This is a genomic window from Maritalea sp. YIW29, assembly GCF_057219265.1.
Map to the genome: position 1 here is coordinate 33,589 of NZ_JBXVVF010000003.1, position 20,003 is coordinate 53,591.

17 protein-coding genes are annotated in these 20,003 nt (G+C 49.2%); 16 read left to right on the top strand and 1 reads right to left on the bottom strand.

The genetic code is table 11. The annotated features are described in order from the left end of the window. Window positions 1-109: 109 nt before the first annotated feature. The 9 genes from AC2D8L_RS15675 (at window position 110) to AC2D8L_RS15715 (ending at window position 10,692) form a co-directional block, all read left to right on the top strand. Window positions 110-691 (top strand): chemotaxis protein CheD, encoded by a 582-nt coding sequence (locus AC2D8L_RS15675; RefSeq protein ID WP_484686449.1) that lies wholly within the window; start codon window positions 110-112, stop codon window positions 689-691. 286 nt (window positions 692-977) lie between these two features. Beyond that, window positions 978-1,880, top strand: coding sequence for a CheR family methyltransferase (locus tag AC2D8L_RS15680; protein WP_484686450.1), 903 nt, complete (start codon window positions 978-980; stop codon window positions 1,878-1,880). Beyond that, window positions 1,877-2,932: a protein-glutamate methylesterase/protein-glutamine glutaminase gene (locus tag AC2D8L_RS15685; protein WP_484686451.1), complete on the top strand. Its 1,056-nt coding sequence runs from the start codon at window positions 1,877-1,879 to the stop codon at window positions 2,930-2,932. Before AC2D8L_RS15680 ends, AC2D8L_RS15685 begins: the two co-directional genes overlap by 4 nt. Window positions 2,933-3,027: 95 nt before the next feature. After that, entirely contained in the window at window positions 3,028-3,417 is a 390-nt protein-coding gene (locus AC2D8L_RS15690) for a response regulator (protein ID WP_484686452.1), read from the top strand. A 208-nt stretch (window positions 3,418-3,625) separates the two neighbouring features. Then, the gene (locus AC2D8L_RS15695; RefSeq protein ID WP_484686453.1) at window positions 3,626-6,145 is read left to right on the top strand and encodes a methyl-accepting chemotaxis protein; all 2,520 of its coding nucleotides are present in this window, start codon (window positions 3,626-3,628) and stop codon (window positions 6,143-6,145) included. Between the two features lie 269 nt (window positions 6,146-6,414). Continuing rightward, window positions 6,415-6,780 carry a YbaN family protein gene (locus AC2D8L_RS15700; RefSeq protein WP_484686454.1) on the top strand — a complete coding sequence of 122 codons (366 nt, stop codon included), beginning with the start codon at window positions 6,415-6,417 and terminating at the stop codon, window positions 6,778-6,780. A gap of 85 nt (window positions 6,781-6,865) precedes the next feature. After that, entirely contained in the window at window positions 6,866-9,037 is a 2,172-nt protein-coding gene (locus AC2D8L_RS15705) for a malate synthase G (protein ID WP_484686455.1), read from the top strand. A 3-nt stretch (window positions 9,038-9,040) separates the two neighbouring features. After that, the gene (locus AC2D8L_RS15710; RefSeq protein WP_484686456.1) at window positions 9,041-9,850 is read left to right on the top strand and encodes an IclR family transcriptional regulator; all 810 of its coding nucleotides are present in this window, start codon (window positions 9,041-9,043) and stop codon (window positions 9,848-9,850) included. Between the two features lie 140 nt (window positions 9,851-9,990). Next, window positions 9,991-10,692: a L,D-transpeptidase gene (locus AC2D8L_RS15715; protein WP_484686457.1), complete on the top strand. Its 702-nt coding sequence runs from the start codon at window positions 9,991-9,993 to the stop codon at window positions 10,690-10,692. Between the two features lie 19 nt (window positions 10,693-10,711). Here AC2D8L_RS15715 and ppk2 read toward each other — a convergent pair whose 3' ends face one another. Next, window positions 10,712-11,572, bottom strand: a complete 861-nt coding sequence (gene ppk2, locus AC2D8L_RS15720; RefSeq protein ID WP_484686458.1) for a polyphosphate kinase 2 — start codon at window positions 11,570-11,572, stop codon at window positions 10,712-10,714. Between the two features lie 166 nt (window positions 11,573-11,738). On the opposite strand from ppk2, the gene AC2D8L_RS15725 reads away from it, so the two are divergent. From AC2D8L_RS15725 to phoB, 7 genes are all read left to right on the top strand, one after another. Continuing rightward, entirely contained in the window at window positions 11,739-13,031 is a 1,293-nt protein-coding gene (locus tag AC2D8L_RS15725) for a sensor histidine kinase (protein ID WP_484686459.1), read from the top strand. A 230-nt stretch (window positions 13,032-13,261) separates the two neighbouring features. After that, the gene (locus AC2D8L_RS15730; protein ID WP_484686460.1) at window positions 13,262-14,263 is read left to right on the top strand and encodes a PstS family phosphate ABC transporter substrate-binding protein; all 1,002 of its coding nucleotides are present in this window, start codon (window positions 13,262-13,264) and stop codon (window positions 14,261-14,263) included. Between the two features lie 84 nt (window positions 14,264-14,347). Further along, window positions 14,348-15,739: a phosphate ABC transporter permease subunit PstC gene (gene pstC / locus AC2D8L_RS15735; protein ID WP_484686461.1), complete on the top strand. Its 1,392-nt coding sequence runs from the start codon at window positions 14,348-14,350 to the stop codon at window positions 15,737-15,739. Further along, entirely contained in the window at window positions 15,732-17,570 is a 1,839-nt protein-coding gene (gene pstA / locus AC2D8L_RS15740; RefSeq protein WP_484686462.1) for a phosphate ABC transporter permease PstA, read from the top strand. Before pstC ends, pstA begins: the two co-directional genes overlap by 8 nt. 34 nt (window positions 17,571-17,604) lie before the next feature. Further along, window positions 17,605-18,411, top strand: coding sequence for a phosphate ABC transporter ATP-binding protein PstB (gene pstB / locus AC2D8L_RS15745; RefSeq protein ID WP_484686463.1), 807 nt, complete (start codon window positions 17,605-17,607; stop codon window positions 18,409-18,411). A 23-nt stretch (window positions 18,412-18,434) separates the two neighbouring features. Further along, complete coding sequence (gene phoU / locus AC2D8L_RS15750) at window positions 18,435-19,139, top strand: phosphate signaling complex protein PhoU (protein ID WP_484686464.1); 705 nt, start codon at window positions 18,435-18,437, stop codon at window positions 19,137-19,139. Window positions 19,140-19,191: 52 nt separating this feature from the next. Next, complete coding sequence (gene phoB, locus AC2D8L_RS15755; RefSeq protein WP_484686465.1) at window positions 19,192-19,893, top strand: phosphate regulon transcriptional regulator PhoB; 702 nt, start codon at window positions 19,192-19,194, stop codon at window positions 19,891-19,893. Window positions 19,894-20,003 lie beyond the last annotated feature (110 nt).

The window sequence follows — 20,003 nt, forward strand, 5'->3', positions numbered from 1 at the left end:
AACTGCTACTTTCAAAAATCGACAATAAAGCAATTGTTTTTATTGTGGTTAGCAGTTCACTAACAAATTCACTGTTACCTTAGGGCAAATTGAGAACAGGTAGAATCAAGTGAAAGCATCTGTAAATTCCCCACGCGACATTCCAAGAAGTGCAACCGTACAAGTTCACCAGGGTGATTGCCACGTATCTGGCGAGTCAGAAAAAGCGTTTTCGACAGTCTTGGGGTCATGTATTGCTGCATGTGTTCGCGACAAAATAACCGGCGTTGGTGGGATGAACCATTTTCTGCTCGGTGTTCAGTCCGACAGTTCCAAAGATAAATATGGCGAGTCAGCGCGTTATGGTGCGTACGCTATGGAGGAATTGATCAACAAAGTGCTCACCCAAGGTTCTGGCCAACGTGGCGAACTCGAGATCAAAGTTTTTGGCGGCGGCAATATCAACCAAAAGATGGATGATGTCGGCGCAAAGAATGCGGCCTTCGTACGCGGTTTCCTAGCGGCTGAGGGGTATAGAGCCGAGGTTGAAGATCTTGGTGGTACATATGCGCGCCGGGTGGTTTTTCAACCCGTACCTGGTCGAGTGTTTGTGAAACATCTAGATAGCTCTGTTAATGATGGCTTGATCAAAGAAGAGATTTCAAAGGCAAACAAGCCAGTGGAAACACACGACGATATCGAATTGTTCTAAACTTGAGCGTTCGTTATTATTTCGTTTACGTGGCCATGTGCTAGCAATCTTCTATTAACCATTCCAAATTAATGTCTGAGGTAAGTGGTGGCGCCATATTGGCGCCGCGCTGCTTGCGTTTGAACACACATAATGACTTGGAACGCCTATTTTTTCACATTGTTGATAAACATTTACCAAAAATAAGGGGTGAATGGTGACAATGAATGAAACACGGGTCGAAAGTGAGCAAAGTGCTTGCTGTAAACCTGTCTTAGGAGTTTGAACAAACGAAGAATGTTGTCGTTTGTTCGATCGTACCAAGCGGTATGGCTATCAAAAGGGGCAAGTAGCAAAGATGGACAGTGGTGAAATCTCTTTGTCGGATCGCGAATTTGAAGCGGTAAGAAACAAGGTTTACGATCTAGCGGGCATCTCAATGAGTGACGCTAAACGTACGCTCGTGGTTTCCCGACTTTCAAAAATTATTCGCCGACTAAACCTAGATACATTTTCGTCTTATCTTGATCATCTAGACCGAAATGCCTCCGCCGACGATATTCAAGAATTTATCAACGCGTTGACAACGAACCTGACACGGTTCTTCCGCGAAGATCACCACTTCGCTCATCTTAGTGATCATATTGGTAAGATCGTCAATGATCCAACCAATGCCAATCGCTCTAGATTGCGGATTTGGTCTGCTGGATGCTCGACCGGGCAGGAGCCATATACAATTGCGCTCAGCCTATTGGCAGCCCACCCCAAATTGAAAAATTGGGACTTCAGAATTCTTGCGACCGACATCGACACCAACGTTGTCCGTAAAGCACAGATGGGCATTTATAAAGCAGGCGATCTATCTGGCTTATCGCCAGAACGGGTGAAGCTTTTTGACCGCGATAGTGATGGCACCGTGCGCATCCCTGAACATGCAAGATCCAGAGTAACATTCAAGTCGTTAAACTTGATGGAGAAATGGCCAATCAAAGGTCCTTTTGACGCGGTTTTCTGTCGGAACGTCGCAATTTATTTCAATAAGCCGACCCAAGAAAAAATGTTCACACGCATGGGTGAATTGTTAGCGCCTGGAGCATTCCTTTATATTGGGCATTCTGAGAACTTGAATTCAGTTTCGGACAAATTCAAACTTGTTGGTAAGACAATCTATGAAAACAAACTTAGCTCTAGTTCACGGAGTGCAGCATGATTAAAGTCCTCGTCGTCGACGATTCAGCTCTCATTCGAGAAGTACTTTCATCGCTTCTGTCCGCTGGAAATGACATCCATGTTGTGGGCACAGCCTGTGACCCAATTGATGCGCGGGGCAAAATTAAGACCCTGAACCCGGATGTGGTGACGCTTGATATTGAGATGCCAAACATGAATGGTTTGGAGTTTTTGCAAAAGATCATGCGCTTGCGTCCAACACCGGTTGTTATGATTTCGACACTAACCCAAAAAGGCGCGCGTGAAACGTTGCTTGCTCTTGAGTTGGGTGCTGTCGATTTTGTTGCTAAGCCGGGCCATGACTTGGCCGGCGGCCTAGAGCAATTTGGCAAAGAGGTACGCGAAAAAGTAATCGCTGCAGCACAGTCTGATGTGCGTGGACGCGCTATGGATCGCCAGCCAAAAGCTGCACCAGCTAGTCCGGTTGCATCAGGCGCCAAAGTATCTGGGAAATCACTTATTGCGATTGGCGCATCTACTGGTGGTGTTGAAGCAGTTAAGACGGTGCTTTCCCGACTGCCAAAAGATTCGCCGCCCATTATTATTGCCCAACATATGCCTGCTGGATTTACGGAAAGATTTGCAGCTCGGCTAGATGAAACCTGCGAGTTAACAGTCGTTGAAGCCAAAGAACGCGAACTGTTGTTGCCAGGACATGCATATGTTGCGCCAGGAAATTCACACCTTCGAGTTGAGCGCTCGTCCGGCCAGCTTAAATGTCGTTTAGGCGACGAGGGCAACGTATCCGGGCATAAACCATCCGTTGATGTACTATTTGAGTCTGTAGCCAAGCAGGTTGGTGCCGATGCTGTCGGCGCAATTTTGACCGGTATGGGCAAAGATGGCGCTGTCGGCATGAAGAAAATGCGCGACGCGGGATGTTACACGATTGGGCAAAGCAAAGCTTCGGCTCTGATTTATGGAATGCCACGTGCTGCAATGGAATTGGGCGGTATTGTGGAGGAAGCTCCAGTTGAGAAAATTGCTGAGAAACTAATGACCGCCTTGGTGCGGCGCACCGATGCTGCCTAACTGCCCAAATGGGCATTGAGGGATTGGTAACGGTTAACAGATATGGTTCGGATGAATGTACTTTTTACAAAACAGAAAACTAGAGGCATCTGCTAATGCCTAAGGCGAGCTCAATGTGCGTGCTGATTGTTGATGATCAACAATCAATGCGCGGGATCTGTAAGTTTATTTTGAACCAACTTGGTTTCAAAAATGTAGTCGAGGCCAAATCTGGGCGCGACGCGTTGGTGAAGCTTGAGTCGGCGAGTGTTGACCTCATTATTTCTGATTGGAATATGGATGATGTTGATGGGTTGACGTTGCTTAAAGTAATTCGAAAGCATCCAAAGACATCCGCTATGCCATTTATTATGGCAACTGGCCGTGGCGACAAAGAACAAGTTAAAGAGGCTATTAGTTGTGGCGTGAACAATTACGTTATTAAGCCATTTGATGCTGGAACGATGAAAAAGAAGATCGAAGCAGTAATTGGCGCATTAAGTTAACAAACTGTTCTAAGAAGATACCAATTGGAGGCCTTTCCACCCCAGTGGAAGGGCCTTTTTATTTAGAATTGATTTAGATGTTTCATTGTAGACTTAGTAACCAAAACAGATTGTTCGAGAATTGGTATGTTATGCCAATCGAATAATTTTCGCTCCGACACTTTGTTAGTTGTTGGGAGTTTGCAAGTTTGAGGCGGAGACAGGCTCGATGTTAAATAAGATTAAATTGCCAACCATCAAGATTGCTCAAAAGCTGCCGCTGGTACTTATAGGCGCGGCGCTGGTAGTTGCACTTGGTGTGGGTATAGTGAGTTATCGTTTAAGCGAATCCACGGTTGCCCAACTAGCAGAACAAAGATTGTCTACAATAGCGAGTATTCGAGCTCAGTCTCTTGTCGAGCTGCTGGACAAAATGAAAGTCGATTTGTTAAAAACTGCTGGCGACGACAAGCTTGGTGGCACATTTAACGAATTGCGCGACACTTGGGAACAAGCAGACAAATCTGACCCAACTGGATTCTTGCAAGATGGCTTTATTGCCAAAAATCCACATGCGGAAAACGAGCGTCACTTGGCCAACACGGCCAAGCAATTTACAAACTATGACTTCACGCACTCACGTGTTCATCCAAACTTTGCTACCCAAGCAGTAAATGCTGGTTATCGTGATATCCTTTTGCTGAGTGCAGATGGCGTTGTTGTCTATAGCGTATTTAAGAACAATGATTTTGCGACGAGGGTCGAATCCGGTTCTTCACTTGATGTGCTTCTGGGTAAAACGCTGGCCGTTGGCGCAGGCGAAGTTGCCTTCACAGACTTCGCGCCATATGCTCCCTATGGAGAACAAGCAGCGAGTTTCATGGCCACGCCGGTTGCCGACGCAAAAGGAAATGTAGCGGGCGCGTTGGTCTTTGGCGTTCCGATCGATACAATTGCTAGCTTCGTGGGCTTGAAAAAAGGTCTGGGCGAGACCGGCGAAACATTACTTGTCGGTGCAGACAACGTATTGCGCACAGACTCATCTTTTACAGAAGAAAACGACCAGTTTGTTACCAGGCTTGAAACTGAAGCTGTGATGGCTGCAATTGCCGGTGAAGAAGCGCGTAGCAATTCAGAGAACTATCGCGGCGAAAAGATGCATGTTGAGGCGGTTCCTGTATCGTTTGCGGATACAAAATGGGCCATGGTTGCCTTGGAGAGCTTTGAGGCTTTGCACGCACCGCTTGTTGAACTTCGTAATATGATGTTGATAGTTGGCGGTGTCGCGATGTTGCTTGCGGTTGTCGTCGGTCTGTTCTTTGCACGCTCAATCACTGGCGCTATTTCCAGCCTCACATCCACAATGCGTGATCTTGCTGAGGGTGACTTAGACGTTGAAGTGCGCGAAGCTGGTCGCACAGATGAACTCGGTGAAATGGGTCGCGCAGTTGAGGTATTCCGTGAAAACGGCATCAAAGTGCTGCAGATGACCGAAGAAGAGAAAGAAGCCACACAGCGACGCGGTGAAGAGCGCGTTCAAATGATGTCAGAACTTCAGGGCGCATTTGGCGTCGTTGTTGACGCGGCGGTAGGCGGTGACTTCTCACAACGTGTGCAAGCTGAATTCCCAGATGAAGAGCTAAATCGTTTGGCAACTGGCGTGAACTCGCTTGTTGAAACAGTTGATCGCGGCATTCGCGACACCGGCGAAGTTTTGGCTGCATTGGCCAACACGGATCTGACCAAACGCATGGACGGCGATTATGAAGGTGCATTCCTTGAGTTGAAGAATGACACAAATCGTGTTGCTGAACGTCTTACGGATGTTGTTGGGCAATTGCGCGGCACATCTTCAGCACTGAAAAGTGCAACAGGCGAAATTTTGGAAGGTGCAAATGACCTTTCTGAACGTACAACACGCCAAGCAGCGACCATTGAAGAAACGTCTGCTGCGATGGAGCAGTTGAGCGAAACTGTGCTTGAAAACGCCAAAGAAGCTGATGCGGCTAGTGAAATTGCGGACAAAGTTCGCAACACTGCAGAAGAGGGCGGCGATGTTATGCGCCAAGCCACTGATGCGATGGGTCGCATTACGGACAGCTCCAGCAAAATCTCAAACATTATCGGCATGATCGACGATATCGCATTCCAAACGAATTTGCTTGCATTGAACGCCTCAGTTGAAGCGGCCCGAGCCGGAGAAGCTGGTAAAGGATTTGCGGTTGTTGCGGTTGAAGTTCGACGCCTAGCGCAATCGGCGGCCCAAGCTTCGTCTGAAGTGAAGGTTTTGATCGATCAATCGGTAACTGAAGTTGGCGGCGGCACGAAGCTTGTTTCCCAAGCTGCAGACAATCTTGAAGTGATGTTGGAAGCAGCACGGAAAAACAATGAGTTGATGGTTTCCATTGCGCAGAAGAGTAAATCGCAAGCCTCTTCAATTGAGGAAATCAACACAGCGGTCCGCGAAATGGATGAGACAACGCAACACAATGCGGCATTGGTTGAACAGACCAACGCAGCCATTGAGCAGACTGAAGGTCAAGCAACCGAGCTTGATCGCATTGTTGATGTGTTTATAACCTCGGGTTCTGCACCTACGGCGAGTGCGCCAGTGGAAAAAGCGCCAGCCGCAGAGCCAAAGCCGACAGGCATTAAAGCCTTGCAGCAAAAAGTAACCAACGCCGCAAAATCCTATCTGTCAAATGGTAATGCAGCGGTTGATACTGATGCAGAGTGGCAAGAGTTCTAAGAACTACGAAATTGGAATTTGAAAAGGGCGGCCTTCGTGGTCGCCCTTTTTCGTTTACGCCTGCAAAAATAAAAGCGCCCGGCCATGGCCGAGCGCTTACACCAAGTTCGCGAAAGGAAAGGGGGAGCGAACTTGAACCGATGTCGTTAAGGCAGGTGACATCAAATCATTAACATGATTTTTATAATCATATTAAATTGCCTTTGCAAGCAACAATTGAAATTACTTCACAAAGTCCCATTTGTGTTGAACAAGGGGACATGAAACATATGAATTCGTTTAAACGTACATTGTGGCTTGGCACTGGATTGCTTTGCGTTGGGCTGGGCATTATCGGCGCTATTCTGCCGCTTTTGCCAACCACGCCTTTCATGCTTCTTGCCGCATTTTGTTTTGCGCGCAGCTCCGAACGGTTGCACAATTGGCTTATCGATCATCCCCAATTTGGCCCGCCCATTAGGGCGTGGAATAAAAACGGTTCAATCGCACCGGGCGTAAAACGTATTGCCATTGCATCAATGTTGGTAGTCTTGACCGTTAGCTTTGTATTGAATGTGCCATCCCACATTTTGTTGATCCAAGTCTTCGTGCTGGCGGCAGTGGCCACTTTCATACTCACCCGCCCATCCAGCTAATTCCGTAATGTGGAACGGCATTCCAAAATGTTGACTTAGGATGAGTTTTGTTTATGCTCGCGTTTAAATAACGAGGAGCATGATCATGTCGCAAAACTATACCCAATTTGGACGTCTCAAAGTCGCGCAGGAACTTGCAGACTTGGTGGCCAATGATGTTCTTAATGGTTTGGATTTTACACCCGAACAGGTCTGGGCTGCGTTTGACAAGATCCTAACTTCTCTGGCCCCACGCAATAAAGAACTGCTGGCTTTCCGTGAAACCCTGCAAAGTAAAATTGACAATTGGCACAAAGAACAGTCTGGCCAACAAATCGATCAAGGTGAATATCAAAGCTTCTTAAGAGAGATTGGCTATTTGGTCGAAGAGGGCGGCGACTTTTCCATTCAGACGCAAAATGTCGACCCTGAGATCGCTAGCCTTGCCGGTCCACAATTGGTGGTGCCGGTGATGAATGCGCGCTTCGCGCTAAATGCCGCCAACGCCCGTTGGGGCAGTCTTTATGATGCGCTCTACGGCACAGATGTTGTGCCAACCGATGGCGAATTGGCTGCAGGAAAAGCCTATAACGTGAAGCGCGGCGACGCAGTTATTGCGGAGGCGGCGAAATTCCTTGATCAAGCAGCGCCGTTGGCAGGTGCCAGCCATAAATATGTCACGGATTATGAAGTTTCTGGCTCTGCACTGACTGCAAAACTGAACAATGGCCAATCAGTTGGGTTGGCAAATCCTGAGCAGTTTATGGGTACGCGGGAACTTGGAAACGCCAGAAGCCTACTGCTGCAAAACAACGGACTGCACTTCGAAATCATCATTGATAAAAGTGACCCAATTGGCAGCCAAAGCGCAGCAGGCGTAAAAGATATCAACGTAGAATCTGCCCTGACCGCGATCCAGGATTGCGAAGACTCTGTGGCCGCAGTGGATGCCGAGGACAAAGCGGTGGTCTATGGTAATTGGTTGGGCCTTATGAAGGGCGACTTAACGTCAGAATTCACGAAGGGCGGCAAACAAATGGTGCGCGCGCTGAACCCTGATCTGGCGTTTACAGGTTTGAACGGCGAAACCATATCGGTGCCCGGCCGCAGCTTGCTGTTGGTGCGAAATGTTGGGCATTTAATGACCATTGACGCTGTTTTAGACCAAGATGGTAACGAGGTGCCCGAAGGCATGCTGGACGCGCTCATCACCGTGCTTTGCGCCATGCATGATCTGAAGAAGAATGACGGCGTTCGGAACTCGCGTCACGGCTCCATCTATATCGTGAAGCCCAAAATGCATGGGCCTGACGAAGTGAAGCTGGCTAACGATCTGTTCAATATGGTTGAAGATGCGTTCGGGCTTGAGCGCCACACGATCAAAATCGGCGTGATGGACGAAGAGCGCCGTACAACAGTGAACCTAAAAGAGTGCATTCGCGCGGTTAAGGATAGAATTGTATTCATCAACACCGGGTTCCTTGATCGCACAGGTGACGAAATTCATACTTCAATGAAGGCTGGTCCGGTGCTGCCAAAGGCTGCAATTAAAGGCGAGCCTTGGTTATCTGCCTATGAGGATTGGAATGTGGATACCGGGTTGGAAACTGCCTTCTCTGGTCGCGCACAAATCGGCAAAGGCATGTGGGCTATGCCTGACGAAATGGCCAAAATGGTTGCTGCCAAGATCGAGCATCTAGAAGCGGGTGCAAACTGCGCATGGGTGCCGTCGCCAACGGCCGCAACATTGCATGCAATGCATTATCACCAGCTCAACGTTTTTGATCGACAGAAAGAACTATCCGCCCGTGCAAAAGCGAGCCTAACGGATATTCTAACCCCACCGTTGATGGGCGGCAAAAACCTATCGACAGATGAGGTCACTGCAGAGTTAGAAAATAACGCCCAAGGCATTCTTGGATATGTCGTGCGCTGGATCGAGCACGGCGTCGGTTGTTCTAAAGTGCCGGACATCCATGATGTTGGGCTTATGGAAGATCGCGCGACATTGCGCATTTCTTCGCAACATATTGCCAACTGGCTGGAACATGGTCTTGTGAGCGAAGATCAGGTGATGGCGGCCATGAAAAAGATGGCTGAAATTGTTGATGCACAGAATGCTGGTGATCCAAATTACAGACCAATGGCTGCGGACTTTGATGCGTCGATTGCATTTGCTGCCGCATGTGATTTGGTGTTTGAAGGAGTAAATCAACCCTCAGGCTACACTGAACCAATTTTGCATGCACGGCGTAAACAAGCCAAATCTTCTGCTTAAGCGATGGACAAGCAAGTTGTTGGTAAATCCGCGGCCGGCAAGGGCAGCGTTCAGTCATTGAACCGGGCGCTTGGCTTGCTGCAGCTTTTGTCTGATTATTCTGATGGGCTGTCGTTGGCCGAACTCGCACCTTTGGCTGATTTGGCCCCGTCCACCGCCCACCGGTTGCTATCAAGTCTGCAAGCGCTTGGTTTTGTTAGCTTTGAACCCGACAGCAACAAGTGGTTTGTCGGGGTCGAAGCGTTCCGTGTGGGTGCGGGATATTTGCGGCGTCGCGACCACATCGCGACCGCAAGGGAAGTGATGCGTCAACTCGTACGGCAAACAGGTGAAACGTCCAATCTTGCGGTTATTCGAAATCATACCCTGACTTTTGTCGGGCAAATTGAGTGTGAAGAAGCAATGCGCATGGCGGTGCCGCTAGGGGCAAAGGGGCCTTTACATGCCAGCGCAGTTGGTAAATCCATTTTGGCGTTCATGAGCGAACAGGAACAAGCTGAAATCCTCGCCCATATCGATTACCCAGCACTAACCAAAAAATCTCACTCATCCGCCGTCGCGCTTCAAGCCGACTTGATTCGGGTTCGCGCATCCGGGTTCGCCATGGATGATGAAGAACAGTCCGATGGTTTACGATGCATTGGCGCCCCGATATTTGACGAATTCGGCGAGCCAATTTTCGCCGTCTCCATTTCCGGTCCTACGGTTCGGGTAACCGAGCAACGTATCACTGAGCTCGCCCAGCACGTCAAAGATGCAGCGAAATCGATTACTGACCGTATCGGTGGCATTGTGCCGGCCGTCTCTTCGTGACCTCACGCAAATGTGTGCTGATCACGTTCACTTTTTTTCAACTGTGGCAAAATCGCAGTATTTTTTGAAACAAACTTCCTATAAACACATTTTGTTCGTTGGATATGGCGCGTTGAGCGCCCTTTTGCGTTAGAGTGAGTATGATCGAAAAGTTTGACCGTCGTAAATTTATGGCTTTGGGCAGCGCAGCCGCTGCAACTTCAGTTCTTGCTGCGTGTGGCGTTTCTGGATCTGCTGGCGTTCGCGCCGCTTCATTCCGGGATCAAAAACGTGCTGACCTAATGCGTTATGCAGCGATTGATGATGGTGAATTCACCATTCCGGCCATCCCTGGAAACCGTATTGACCGCAAATTCTGGCGTCAAATTGTCGATGATCCATTTGGTGAAGTGCCTGGCACGCTCGTGGTCGATACGCCAAACCGTTTCCTTTACCTAACGATGCAAGACAGCAAAGCGCTGCGCGTCGGTATTGGTGTTGGCAAACAAGGCTTTACATGGGCAGGTCGTGCGACTGTTCAACTCAAGCGTCGTTGGCCAACATGGACACCACCGCGCGAAATGATCGAGCGGACGCCAGAGCTAGAAAAATGGGCAAAAGGCCAACCTCCGGGGTTAGATAACCCACTAGGCGCCCGCGCTCTTTACATTTATCAGGGTGGCAGAGACACGCTTTACCGCATCCATGGTTCACCTGAATGGTGGTCGATTGGCACTGCCGCTTCCTCAGGTTGTATCCGCATGACCAACCACGATGTGGTTGATATCTTCGAACGGGTGCCAAACGGATCGCCGATTGTTGTTATCCCTGACAACAAGTTTTCTATCGAAAGCATGGTCTAGTCATAACGTGCTACCGGGCCTATTCATCGGCTCGGTGACGTTTCAAAAATGTCTGTGCAGTTTGAACGATCTCCGGATCTATATCGGAAACCAGTTTTTCGTCTCGGCCGTCATATTCAATGCTCGACAGAACCTTCTGAATTATTGCAATGCGCGCGCGGCGTTTGTCATTTGAGCGAATAATCGTCCAGGGCGCGTGTTCAGTGTCCGTGCGTTTCAGCATCTGGTCACGTGCACTCGTATATTCATCCCACATACCCAGAGCTTTGCGATCAATCGGGCTTAGCTTCCATTGTTTGAGCGAACTATGTCGGCGGTCATGGAACCGCTTTTGCTGCATTTCCTGCCCGATATTCAGCCAGAACTTGAAAAAGTGGATGCCTTCATCAACGATCATCCGTTCAAAATTAGGAGCTTCATTCAAAAATTGCTCGGTTTGCGCTGCGCTGCAAAAACCCATAACGGGTTCAACAACTGCGCGATTGTACCAAGAGCGGTCATATAAAACCTGTTCACTAGCAGTCGGTAAATGCTTGGCATAGCGTTGAAAGTACCACTGGCCTTGCTCGCGATCTGTCGGCTTGGAAAGGGCAATCGTGCGGTTGTGCCGCGGGTTTAGGTAATTGAGATAGCGCCTGATTGAACCGCCTTTACCCGCTGCATCACGTCCCTCGAACAATATCGCGACGCGGCCGTCTCCATCCTGCAAATATGTTTGTAATTTTACGAGCTCGACTTGCAACGCCAACAAAGTCTCTTCGTAAGTCTCCCGGTTCATCTTTTTGTCGTATGGGAAATTGCCGCTTTGGAAGGCGTTTTTGTCGATTTCCTTGTCTAGCTTGGGATCATCTAGGTCAAATGCAGCAATTTCGTCGCCCATATCTAATTGTCTCTCTTAAAGATTGTCATTGTAACTGGTCGATTGTGTTCTGATTTGAACGGTGAGGTCAAACCATTGTCGTCTAAGCTTCACAATTAGCCATTACCTCCTATTGCCCTAAATATGATATGACCTTTTGTCGAACCAAAATAAAGCAATGGCAGCTATGGAAACTGATACAAATTTAACGGATGAAATTCGCCCGCCACGCGGCTGGCGCGATCGGTTTTATGCAGCGCGTTGGGTGCTTATCACCTGCATTTTGGTTTTCGCAGGTCTTTACATTACGGGTAGGTTGACCAGCATTGACGCGTTTTTGGCGTGCATGCTCATCTTTCTTGCCGCCATTGCTGTGCCGCGCCGGGCGCGTCTAATGCGTAGCGAATTGCCTGCTCAGGAAAAGATCAACATTTGGCCGGACACGTCGATTAAACGATTTGCCGATACCGTTTCTGACCCATGTATAATTGTTGATCGCCGCGCGATTTTGCGCTACCGCAACAGCGCAGCTGCGGGCGAATTCCCCGCTTCAACCGTCGGCGATCCTTTAGCATTTTCGCTGCGCAACCCGGCATTGCTCAATACTGTCGACCAAGCCATCTCCACAGATGCCCGCGTGACCGGCGAGTTTCACCAATCGGTTCCTTCTGACAATTGGTACCGGATTTCGGTGACCCCATTAGAAACAAAAAAACCCAATGTTGGCCCAACCAAACGGTCCGAGTTGCTTGTGGTCACAATCGTCAACGAGACCAATCAGCGAAAACACGATCAGATGCGCGCAGATTTTGTGGCGAATGCAAGTCACGAACTGCGTACGCCTTTGACTTCCCTCATCGGCTTTTTGGACACATTGCGCGGCCCTGCGTCAAATGACGAAGTGGCGCGCGAAAAATTCATGGGCATCATGCACGCTCAAGCCGAACGTATGTCGCGGTTGATCGATGATCTCTTGTCACTCTCAAGAATTGAGCTGCGCCAACATATGCGGCCGACCTCAGAGGTCGACATTGCTGCAATATCCCGCGAAGCGATTGAACTGTTGCAACCCCAAGCGCTAGAATCAAAAGTTGACGTCCGTTTTGAGAATCAGCTCGCACAGAATTCTGTAACCGGTGATCGCAACGAACTCATGCAGGTCATGACAAACTTGGTTGAAAACGCCATCAAATATGGTGCGACCGGTGAGGTCGTGAATGTGACTTTGAGCGAATGTACGACCAAGCCAAACCAATCCGTTATGGTTGAAGTTACCGACAAAGGCCCCGGAATCCCTGCTGAACATGTGCCACGGCTAACAGAGCGCTTCTATCGCGTGGATGCGGAAACTTCCCGCCGCAAAAAAGGCACGGGCTTGGGCCTTGCCATTGTGAAGCACATCGTTGGCCGCCACCGCGGCGAACTCCATATCGCCTCAACAGTCGGCGAGGGGACTGTCGTAAGTGTATGTCTTCCGTGACATAAAATGTCACATTGGTGATTCATTCAGAAGAGAATTCGAAATTATATCATATAATTCAGCGCGTTAACCTGTCATCTAATTGTCATTTAAATGACATAAAACAATTAGGTCGCGGTCATAATGTGCGCCCAGTCCGGTGAGCCTAATCAGCAAATATGAACAATGATTAGGTGATGCATCGGCAGATTATTTGACGTTTCGAATGTGAGCTCTGAAAGGCAGACATCATGAAATTCGCCCATTTTGCAAGCGCTGCAGCAATTCTTGTTGCAACATCACTTACAGCAACAGGTGCGCAAGCACGTGACCAAATCTCTATTGTTGGTTCGTCAACAGTATTCCCATTCGCTACAGCAGTTGCTGAGCGATTTGGCCAAACATCAGATTTCGCAACACCAGTTGTAGAATCAACTGGTTCAGGCGGTGGCTTGAAACTTTTCTGCGAAGGTGTTGGTGAAGGTACACCAGACATCACAAACGCATCTCGTCGTATTAAAAACAAAGAAATCGACAAATGTGGCGAAAACGGCGTAACGCCAGTTGAAGTCAAGGTTGGTTTTGACGGTATCGTGCTTTCAAACGCCAAATCAGGTGCATCGTTGAATGTAACACGCGAGCAAATCTTCATGGCGTTGGCGAAAAACGTTGTTGTTGATGGCGCGGTTGTTGCAAACCCATATTCAACTTGGTCAGAAATTGATCCATCTCTTCCAGCTGAGCCAATCGAAGTACTTGGCCCACCACCAACATCTGGCACACGTGATGCGTTTGTTGAGCTAGTGATGGAAAAAGCATGCCAAGAAGGCATCGAAGAAGATTCTTGCGCAGAAATCCGTGAAGATGGCGCATTCATCGACGCTGGCGAAAATGACAACTTAATCGTTCAAAAGCTTGAAGCTAACCCTTCTGCTTTCGGTATCTTCGGTTTCTCATTCCTTGATCAAAATGCAGACAAGATCAAAGGCGCGATTGTTGACGGTGTAGTGCCTACATTTGAAGCAATTGCTGATGGCGATTACCCCGTGTCACGTTCATTGTTCTTCTATGTGAAAAAAGAACATGTCGGTGTTGTTCCGGGTATCATGGAATATGTTGCTTCATTCACCAGCGAAAATGCATGGGGCGACGAAGGTTATCTTACAGAAAAAGGCCTGATCCCGCTTCCAGCAGCTGATCGTGCTAAATTCAAGGCAGATGCTGAAGGCCTAGTAGCTGCTCAAAAGATGTAAACATCTTTGAAATACCGCGCCGCCCCGGCTTTACCTGGGGCGGTGTTTATGCTCGATGAGAGTAAATTAATTGGGGAGTGCGACGTGCAAATTTGGCTAACTTTACTTGTCGTCATTATCGCTAGCGGCGGATTGTTTTACGTTGGGCGGTCCCGCGCAATCGCGGTGACAAACGGCAATGCCACGCTTTTGCATTCCAATCCAAGTTTTCACGGCGGCATGTTGCTCATTCTTGGTCTTGTGCCCGCCGCCGTAGTAACGCTTGTTTGGCTTTTCACTTCAAAATATTTTGCTGACGCCTTTGTCGCGTCCGGCTTGGGCGACGAGTTTCTGGCGTTAGGTGACCTTGAGCAAGGCGCATTTTTGCGTCGCACTTTTGGTTTCTCCCAAAGCCTAAATATTGGTGACGTTTCCAACTTGGAGCTATCGGCAATCGAGGCTTATCGCTCGTTCTATTCTGGCGCGACGCTCGTTGTTCAAATCGCGATTGCCGCCCTAGTTTTAGGTGGTGGCTATTTCGGGTGGAGTCGTATTCGCACAGAATTGCGCGCACGCCAATTTGTGGAGCGTACAGTTTCCATTGCGCTGGTGGCCGCATCTGGTGTCGCCATTCTCACAACCATCGGCATCGTATTGTCGCTGATATTTGAGAGCTTAAACTTCTTTCAAAAAGTGCCGTTCTTCGACTTCTTGTTTGGTACCCACTGGAGCCCGCAAAGCGCCTTTGAGGGTGTTGGGTCCGAAGAGACAAATAGAAATTCAGAAGTTTTCGGTGCAATCCCAATTTTCGCAGGCACGTTGCTCATCACATCCATCGCGATCTTGGTGGCGGCGCCCATTGGTTTGATGTCCGCGATCTACCTTTCTGATTATGCGAGCCCACGGGTCCGGGCATTTGCAAAACCAATGCTGGAAATCTTGGCTGGTATTCCAACCGTTGTGTACGGGTTTTTCGCGGCCCTTACCGTTGCACCGTTCCTTCGCCAGTCTGGCGCATCCATTGGACTATCGGTTTCATCCGAAAGCGCGCTGGCGGCAGGCCTTGTAATGGGCATAATGATTATTCCATTTGTTTCGTCTCTGTCTGACGATGTGATCAACGCTGTTCCACAAAGTTTGCGAGATGGTTCGGCCGGTCTTGGCGCAACAAAGTCAGAAACCATTCGCCGCGTAATCTTACCCGCAGCATTGCCGGGCATCGTTTCTGCTTTGATGCTCGCGATTTCGCGTGCGGTTGGCGAAACAATGATTGTGGTGATGGCTGCAGGCCTTTCAGCAAATCTAACGGCGAACCCCTTAGAGGCGGTGACGACAGTTACTGTTCAGATCGTAACATTGTTGGTCGGCGATCAGGAGTTCGACAGCGCGAAAACACTTGCAGCCTTTGCGCTGGGGCTTGTGTTGTTCTGCGTGACATTGATGCTAAATGTTATCGCCTTGCGCGTGATCCAGAAATATCGAGAACAATATGACTGATTTGACCGCCAGCACAGTGAAACAAGTCGCGTCTGTTCACACGTCACAAGAAGCACGTGCCCGCTTGGCAAAGCGCTATCGCACTGAAGGCAATTTCAAATGGATTGGGCGCGCAGCAATCGGCGTTTCCGTCGCATTTTTGCTTCTGCTTTTGTCTTCCGTCGTTTCCCAAGGCCTGCCAGCATTTACATTTAATTTTGTAAACTTGCCATTTGAGGTCAATGCGGAGCGATTGGGCACAGACGGTTCTGATCCGAAGGCTTTGAAAAAAGCAGATTATGACAGCATCATCCGGGATGCGATCCGCGCTGAGTTCCCTGAAGTAAAATCGCGCGGCGGCAAACGAGCACTGGGCGGCCTTTTGTCCTCCGGTTCTTCGGTCTATTTGCGCCAACAAGTGTTGGACGATCCTTCAGTAATCGGCACAGACCAAAAACTCGAAGTACCAATTTCAGATTTTGCGGACCTTTATCTCAAAGGCCAGATCACGGACAGTACCTACATGGATGGTACGTTTGATCTGAAGGTCCAAACTTTGGATGACGGATATCGCTTGGTTGCAGATGGCCCTGTTTTTGTTGGGTTGCTTGAAGCCGCGAAGGAAGAACTCGCTGCTGTTGCTGCCTCTTTGCGTGGTGAGCAGGCCGGCGCATTGCGCTCACAAGGCAAACTTGAGGGTGAGATCACCGTGCTCAAGGAACGCATTCCGACAACTGGTGACCTATCGGTCAAAGAGCGGTTGGAAAAAACCCTTACGAAAACCGAGAAACAGTTGAGCGCGCTATTGTTGCGCATCGAAAAACTGCAGGTCCAAGCTGACGAGTTGGATCAACGGGTCGCCAATAAAGGTTTGGGTGAAACCCTCACCGAAAACATGCCCTCTGGGTTGGTCTATCTGACAAACGGCGTTTTAAAGCTAACATCCATTACCTCGAACACAGCGACAGCGACGGCGTATCTTCCGATCCAAGTAGACCTCACCGAAGTGGCCAAAGGCGATTGGAAATTGCGGGTCTTGGATGTTGTTGAATCCAACCGAAAATTCTCAGACCAAGAAATTGTTTGGACTGACAAATTGGTTGATCGCAGCTATGTGCGATCTGGGTTCAACTCAATCTTCTTTACACGCGGGGCAAGCCGCGAACCGGAAATGGCGGGCGTATTGGGCGCGGTAATTGGCTCCGCATTGACCCTCATCATCACATTGGCCCTTTCGTTTCCACTCGGTGTTGCTGCAGCGATCTACCTCGAAGAATTTGCGCCTAAAAATCGCTGGACCACCTTGATTGAAGTGAACATCAACAATTTGGCGGCGGTACCCTCAATCGTATTTGGTTTGCTTGGCCTCGCTGTGTTCCTAAATTATTTTCATCTGGATCGCTCCGCGCCCTATGTTGGTGGCATGGTGTTGGCGCTTATGACATTGCCCACAATCATCATCGCTTCACGGGCAGCATTGCGTGCAGTGCCTCCATCCATTCGCGAAGCTGCGTTGGGCATTGGCGCTTCTCGATTGCAAACTGTAACCCATCATGTGCTGCCGCTGGCAATGCCCGGCATTCTGACAGGTACCATTATTGGCATGGCCCAAGCGTTGGGCGAAACAGCACCGCTATTGATGATCGGCATGGTTGCCTTTGTGGTGGATGTACCCCAAGCATTTAGCGACCCAGCAACTGTTTTGCCTGTGCAAATTTTCATGTGGGCAGATTTTCCTGAACCGGCTTTCCAACAACGTACATCTGCAGCCATTATGGTGCTGCTCGCGTTTTTGATTGCCATGAACGCCATTGCAGTTGTGCTGCGTAAACGATTTGAGCGCCGCTGGTAGTCCCAGTGCTTGCTCTCAATATTAGAGGTTCGAAATGAGTGTAGCGACCGATATCTTGCAGCCAAATGTGCAAACGGGCGACGAGACCATCAAAATGAGCGGCAGAAAAGTCTGTGTTCACTATGCTGAAAAACAGGCGCTTTTTGACGTGGATTTGGACATTGTTGCCAATCAGGTGATCTCCCTAATCGGGCCATCTGGTTGCGGCAAGTCAACATTTTTGCGCTGCCTAAATCGCATGAATGACACGATCGATATTTGTAAAGTCTCCGGCCAGATCAATCTGGAGGGCCAAGATATTTATGACAAATCGATTGATGTGGTAGAGTTGCGGGCGCGGGTTGGAATGGTTTTTCAAAAACCAAACCCATTCCCGAAATCGATTTATGAAAACGTGGCCTATGGCCCGCGTATTCATGGCATGACCCGCTCAAAAGACGAGCTTGACGAATTAGTGACATCCTCACTTCGTCGCGCGGGTCTGTGGGAAGAAGTGAAAGACCGCCTTGATCAACCTGGCACTGGCCTTTCCGGTGGTCAGCAGCAGCGGCTTTGCATCGCGCGTGCAATCGCAACAAAGCCAGAGGTTCTATTGATGGACGAACCTTGTTCAGCGCTTGATCCAATCGCGACTGCGATTATCGAGGAGCTAATTGACGAGCTGCGTGAAAAATTTACAATCGTAATTGTGACCCACTCGATGCAGCAAGCAGCTCGGGTCAGTCAAAAAACAGCATTTTTCCACCTCGGTAAATTGATCGAGGAAGGCCCGACAGAGCAGATTTTTACAAATCCGCATCATAAGAAAACCCAAGATTATATTACGGGTCGGATCGGGTAATTTAACGGCGAAAGGGCAACAAAATGGCCAACGCATCGAACGAACATATTGTATCTTCCTACGAAGAAGAACTAACAGAACTGACCCGTGCAATCTCAGAAATGGGTGGCATGGTGGAAGTCGCGATTACCGACGCCACCCAAGCGCTGATCCGGGTCGACCATGACTTGGCGAAACAAACATCAAAGGGCGACCGCGCCGTTGATGACATGCAACGCTATATCGACGAGAAGGCGGTTTCAATGATCGCGCGTCGCCAGCCCATGGCCGCTGATTTGCGCCATATCGTATCTGCCATCCACGTTGCAACTGATTTAGAGCGTGTTGGGGACATTGCGAAAAACCTAGCGCGACGCGTCAAACATATCGACAGTCAACGCATTTCCAAGCAGCTTTATAGCGGCATTCGGCATATGTCAGATCTAACTTTGAGCCAGATTAAACTTTCAATCGATAGCTTTACGACACGTGACGCCGAGATTGCTTTGGATGTATGCCGCCGCGACGATGAAGTTGATGCACTATACGTCTCGCTGTTCCGTGAATTTTTGACCTACATGATGGAAGACCCGCGCAATATTACCGACTGCGCCCACCTTCTATTCTGCGCCAAAAATTTGGAGCGAGCTGGTGACCACGCGACCAACATTGCTGAGGCTGCCTATTATCTAAAAACAGGCGAGAACCTTTATTACGACGTTGAATCGGGCAAGGTGCAGCTAACCTAAAATCGCTGCCATCTTCCTTACATTCACTTCTATCTTAAATGGAATTTCCGTTATGGCTCCGTTCATTTTGATTGTCGAAGACGAGGCTGATCTTGCTGTTATGCTTCGCTATAATTTGGAAGCCGAAGGCTATCGCGTAGCTGCCGTTGAAAGTGGCGACGAGGCGACTTTGCAACTTCAAGAAGAGTTACCCGATTTAATCCTTTTGGATTGGATGTTGCCCGGATTGTCTGGCATTGAGCTTTGCCGACGTTGGCGCTCACGTGAAGAAACATCACGTGTGCCCATCATCATGATGACGGCCCGTGGTGAAGAAGAAGAGCGGGTTCGCGGCCTAGCAACAGGTGCCGACGATTATGTTGTAAAGCCATTTTCCGTGCCTGAACTTGTTGCCCGCGTCAAAGCGCACCTACGCCGCGCCAACCCAACCCTAATGGCCAACAGTTTAAAGTCTGGCGATATTGAACTCGACCGCGAAACCCACCGTGTGCGCCGATTGGGCAAAGAAGTTCACCTTGGTCCCACCGAATACCGCCTTCTGGAATATCTAATGCAAAGCCCGGGACGCGTTTATAGCCGCGAGCAATTGCTAGATGGCGTTTGGGGGCACGATGTCTATGTCGACGAGCGTACCGTCGACGTACATGTTGGACGTTTGCGCAAAGCGATCAATCGCGGAAAGTCAAAAGACCCCATCCGCACCGTTCGCGGTGCCGGCTATGCCTTCGACGAGAAATTCGCTTCGTCCGCATAAATTTTAGTTTCCACGGTCGCTTTATAGCAAAACCAATTAATGATTTTGGCAGCAAGTTAGAAGAGCGTATATTTGTAGCTAGACTTTGTGCCACCCGGTAACGCGATCTC